5 protein-coding genes are annotated in these 4,497 nt (G+C 71.9%); 2 read left to right on the top strand and 3 right to left on the bottom strand.

What is annotated here, in order from left to right; genetic code table 11:
* Positions 1-228 precede the first annotated feature (228 nt).
* Positions 229-1,149, bottom strand: coding sequence for an MBL fold metallo-hydrolase (locus AC1D15_RS19140; RefSeq protein WP_477827228.1), 921 nt, complete (start codon positions 1,147-1,149; stop codon positions 229-231).
* Between the two features lie 77 nt (positions 1,150-1,226).
* On the opposite strand from AC1D15_RS19140, the gene pdxR reads away from it, so the two are divergent.
* On the top strand, positions 1,227-2,666 hold the full coding sequence (gene pdxR / locus AC1D15_RS19135; RefSeq protein WP_477827227.1) for a MocR-like pyridoxine biosynthesis transcription factor PdxR: 1,440 nt from the start codon (positions 1,227-1,229) through the stop codon (positions 2,664-2,666).
* Between the two features lie 6 nt (positions 2,667-2,672).
* On the opposite strand, the gene AC1D15_RS19130 is transcribed toward pdxR, so the two are convergent.
* Together AC1D15_RS19130 and AC1D15_RS19125 are read right to left on the bottom strand one after the other, a co-directional pair.
* Positions 2,673-3,875, bottom strand: a complete 1,203-nt coding sequence (locus tag AC1D15_RS19130) for an MBL fold metallo-hydrolase (RefSeq protein ID WP_477827226.1) — start codon at positions 3,873-3,875, stop codon at positions 2,673-2,675.
* Entirely contained in the window at positions 3,865-4,164 is a 300-nt protein-coding gene (locus AC1D15_RS19125; protein ID WP_477827225.1) for a hypothetical protein, read from the bottom strand. Before AC1D15_RS19125 ends, AC1D15_RS19130 begins: the two co-directional genes overlap by 11 nt.
* Between AC1D15_RS19125 and AC1D15_RS19120 the strand changes: the two genes are divergently transcribed.
* Positions 4,151-4,497: hypothetical protein (locus AC1D15_RS19120; protein WP_477827224.1), on the top strand; the 347-nt coding region annotated here is incomplete at its 3' end. The genes AC1D15_RS19125 and AC1D15_RS19120 overlap by 14 nt on opposite strands.

Raw genomic sequence — 4,497 nt, 5'->3', positions numbered from 1 at the left:
ATCTGGTATCGCGTGCGGGATTCGACGCGACCTGTCYGATATCGAAAAGAGAAAAGGCCCGGATCCTCATCAGATCCGGGCCTCTGCGAACAGAGCTTGGAAGGGGCGCCGCCTATGCGCCTCCTTCTCCCGGATGAACCCGATCCTCATGTCGATCAAGCTGTGTGCGACACGCCAGCCCGATCACGCCCGGCAGGGCGCGCTTGGCAACGGAAGTCAGCAGCTTGTTCACGAGGCAGGTCCTTGAAGAAGTTCGGTTCGATCGATCAATCGAGGAGGCGGACTGTAAAGAGTCTTTACTGACCCGTCAACAACTTTTTTTCCTGACGAGATCTCATCGCGCTCGACACCGATCGCGCGCAGGTATCGATCGAACGATTCGTCCACCGCGGACGCCCCGTCACCGATGATGTTGCGCCCCCAGGTGTAGCCGAAGACATCGTCGAAGCGTCGCCCCTGCAGCAGCTGCCGCAGGCGCGACACCGCAGCAGGCGCCATCGGGATCAGGTTCGGGTAGCTGTACATGAACGACACGTGCCGGCGGTCCTGCACCACCTGCAGCGCGTCACCGGGGAACAGCGCGCCGCCGGGCCGCGGCCCGTCCCGCCAGTGCAACGCGGTGCTGCCGGCGAAGTGCCCGCCGCAGCGCAGCAGCGTGACGCCGTCGGACAGGCGCAGCTCATCACCGCCCCAGAAGCGGATCTGCGGCGCCGGCCGCAGCACCCATTCGCGGTCCGCCTCGTGCAGCAGGATCGGCACGCCGCCCAGCGCGTCGCTCCAGTCGACCATCGCCGCGTAGAAGTGCGGGTGCGAGATCGCGATCAGGTCGACGCCGCCGCGCTCGCGCAGCGCCCGCACCGCCTCGTCCGTCACCAGGCTCAGGCTCTCCCACAGGATGTTGCCGGCGTCGGTGGGCAGGAACATCGCACGCTGGTCGATCGCGAAGCCCGGCGCCAGGCCGATGCCGAGCACGCCCTGGTCGTCCTCGATGCGCAGCTTGTGAGAAGCGGCCAGCTCGGCCCGTGTCGTCCAGCGCTGGCCCTTCCAGCCGACGTACTGGCGCTCGTCCTCGCACACGGGGCAGCGCTGCGGCGGCACGGCCGACAGCGCGAACTGGGTGCCGCAGGTGGCACAGATCGGGTGGTTCATCGTGGGCTCCAGGGTCTTGTCGATGGCCTCAGGATGCCGTTCAATGTGGTTCGTTTCCAGATCCACTTTCTGCCAGGATGAGCAAGCCACTTTTCGACCTGCGCCTCGAGCTGCCTGCGCGCGGCTCGGGCAACGTGCAGCAGGCACTGCACCACCAGCTGCGCGCCGCCATCGTCGACGGCCGCCTCGCAGCGGGCGCCCGCCTGCCCGCCACGCGCGAGCTCGCCGGGCTGGCCGGCGTGTCGCGCAGCACCGCGCTGGCCGCCTACGACCTGCTGCTCGCCGAAGGCTATGTCGAAGGCCGGCACGGCTCCGGCACCTACGTCTCGGCGCGCCACGGCGGCCCGGCGGGCGACGCCGCAGGCGCGTCGCTGGCCCACAAGCTGGCGGCGCCCTGGCGCGACAGCGCACCCGCACGCCCGTCGCCCCCGCTGCGCTTCGACTTCCGCATCGGCTACCCCGACCAGCGCCAGTTCCCGTTCGACGTCTGGCGGCGCCTCACTGCCCGTGCGCTGCGCGCCGCGTCGCGCGCCAGCGGCGCCGGCAGCGATCCGCAAGGCGACCCGCGCCTTCGCGAAGCCATCGCGCGGCACGTGTCGCACGCGCGGGCGGTGGCCTGCGATGCCGATGCGGTGGTCGTCACCGCCGGTGCGCAACAGGCCTTCGACCTGCTGGCCCGCTGCCTGGTGGCGCCCGGCCGCACGACGATCGCGCTGGAGAACCCGGGCTACCCGCCGCTCGGTGTCGCGTTCGCGCAGGCCGGCGCCCGCCTGCACGACGTGCCGGTGGACGAGCACGGCCTCTGCGTGGACCGCCTGCCGGACCGCATCGACCTGATCAGCGTGTCGCCGTCGCACCAGTCGCCGCTGGGCGTGACGCTGTCGGCGGCGCGCCGGGCCGCGTTGCTCGCGCATGCCCAGCAGGCCGACGCGCTGGTGATCGAGGACGACTACGACGGCGAATTCCGCCTCGGCGGCCGGCCGCTCGACGCGCTGCAGACGCTCGATCGCGGCCGGCGCGTCTTCTACGTCGGCACCTTCGCGAAGAGCATGTTCATGGCATTGCGCGTCGGCTTCGTCGTCGCGCCGCACTGGGCGGTGCCGGCGCTGGTGGCCACGCGGCTGGCGAGCAACTGGCATGTCCCGGCGATCAACCAGGCGGCGCTGGCCGACTTCATCGCCGAAGGCCACCTGGCGCGCCACGTGCGCCGGATGCGCGGCGTCTATGCCGGGCGGCAGCAGGCCTTGCTCGAGGCGCTGCGGCTGCATTTCGGCGAGCGGCTGCAGCCGCTGCCCTCGCTGGCCGGCCTGCACCTGTGTGCCGCCCTGCACGGCGCGACGCCGGCCGAGCGCTGGCTGCCGCCCGCGGCGCAGGCCGGCGTGCGGCTGGCCACGCTCTCGGCGAGCACGCGGCCGCCGCTGTCGCTCAACGGCCTGCTGTTCGGCTACGGGCTGATCGAGGCGGCGCAGATCGATCCGGCGATGCGCGCGCTGGCCGCGGCCGTGCGCGGCCTGTGAGGCGCGCTACGAGCAGCGCGGCAATTCGACGCGCTGCGCCGCATCGCCCCGCTTCGTCGCGATCACCGGCCGCTCGGCCGCCGTGTGCCACGGCTGCGCCGGCCACCACCGCGAGGCCGAGGCCTGCTGCTGCGGCTCGACACTCTGCCCCGGCTGCGGCGTCAGCACGCTGACGTGCTGGCACGCCGCCGCGGCCAGCACGCGCTCGACCGGCTCGGTCCAGCCGTGGTGGGCCAGCGCGAACAGACCCCAGTGCACCGGCATCATCAGCTGCCCCCGCACGCGCTGATGCGCCAGCACCGCCTGCTCCGGCCCGAGATGCCAGTCGGGCCAGTCGGCGTCGTACTGGCCCGACTCGATCAGCGTCAGGTCGAACGGGCCGAGGCGCGCGCCGATGTCGTTCATCTCGTCGAACAGGCCGGTGTCGCCGGAGTACCAGACGCGGTGCTGCGGCCCAACCAGCGCGAAGCCGCTCCACAGCGTGTGGTCGGCCTGCGGGTTGATGCGGCCCGAGGCATGGCGCGCCGGTGTCGCCGTGACCTGCAGCGTGCCGACCGCGGTCGACTGCCACCAGTCCAGCTCGACGATGCGATCGTTCGGCACGCCCCAGCCGCGCAGGTGCCCGCCGATCCCGAGCGGCACGATGAAGCGTGCGCCACGCGCCTGCAGCGCCATCACGGTCGCGCGGTCGAGGTGGTCGTAGTGATCGTGCGAGACGAGCACCGCATCGATCGCCGGCAGCTTGTCGAGCAGGATCGGCGGCGCGAACCAGCGCTTCGGGCCGGCCCAGGTCACCGGCGAGGGCCGCTCGCTCCAGATCGGGTCGAGCAGCACGCGCTGCCCATCGACTTCGAGCAGCGTCGACGAGTGACCGAACCAGGTCACGCGCAGRCCGCTGGCCGGCGCGACGGCGAACGCCTCGCCCTGGCTGCGCAGCACCGGCACCGGGCCGGCGGGCGACTGGCCGGGTTCCGAATCGAACGCCCGCCACAGCGCGCGCTTCATGTCGCTCCACATCGGCTGCGGGTTGTTGAACTGGCCGTCGTGCCATTGCGGCGAGGCCTGGACCTGCGCCTGCTCCTGCGGGCTGCGGCTCCACTGGCCGAAGCTGGAACAGGCGCTGGACAACACCAGCGCCGCCAGCGCGGCGGCACACGCGCCACCCCAGGCAACCCGGCGCCAGATCGGCTTGCGGCGTTCAGCGCCCATCGACACGCCCCTGGCTCAGTGCATGGATCGCCGGCGCCTCGGCCACCTGGCGGACATCCCCGCCCTGGGCCGCAGCCAGCATCGCGCGGCCGATGCTCTCGGTGGTCAGCAGCCGGTCCGGGAACAACCGGCGCAGGCCGCTCAGCAGCGGGCCGAGCACCACGTAGAACGCGTGGATCCAGCCGGTCTTCGAGCGCGCGCCATGCAGCGGCTGGATCGCCCCGGGCCGGAACCCCCATACCGCGCGGAACGGCAGGCGCATCAGTTCGTTCTCGGTGCGGCCCTTCACGCGGGCCCACATCGATGCCCCCCCGCTCGCTGCTGTCGGTGCCGGCACCGGAGACGTAGACGAAGCACAGTTGCGGGCTGGTGCGCGCCAGCGTGCCGGCGATGGCGAGCGTGAGGTCCAGCGTCACGCGGCGGTAGTCGGCCTCGCTCATGCCGAGCGACGAGACGCCGAGGCAGAAGAAGCAGGCGTCGATGCCGCGCAGGCTGTCTTCGATCGGCGCCAGGTCGTGCAGGTCGGCGTGCGCGAGGTTCGTCAGCTTCGCGTGCGCGACGGCGGGCGGCATGCGCCCGAGCGTGATCACCTGCGACACGCCGGCGTCGAGCAGGCATTCAC

Source organism: Rhizobacter sp. P2_H2 (genome assembly GCF_056403375.1).
This window is presented reverse-complemented; position numbering and strand designations above follow the sequence as displayed.

Coding starts and splice junctions, on each gene's coding strand:
- AC1D15_RS19140 (WP_477827228.1), bottom strand. CDS start 1,149: ATGAACCACCCGATCTGTGCCACCTGCGGCACCCAGTTCGCGCTGTCG.
- pdxR (WP_477827227.1), top strand. CDS start 1,227: ATGAGCAAGCCACTTTTCGACCTGCGCCTCGAGCTGCCTGCGCGCGGC.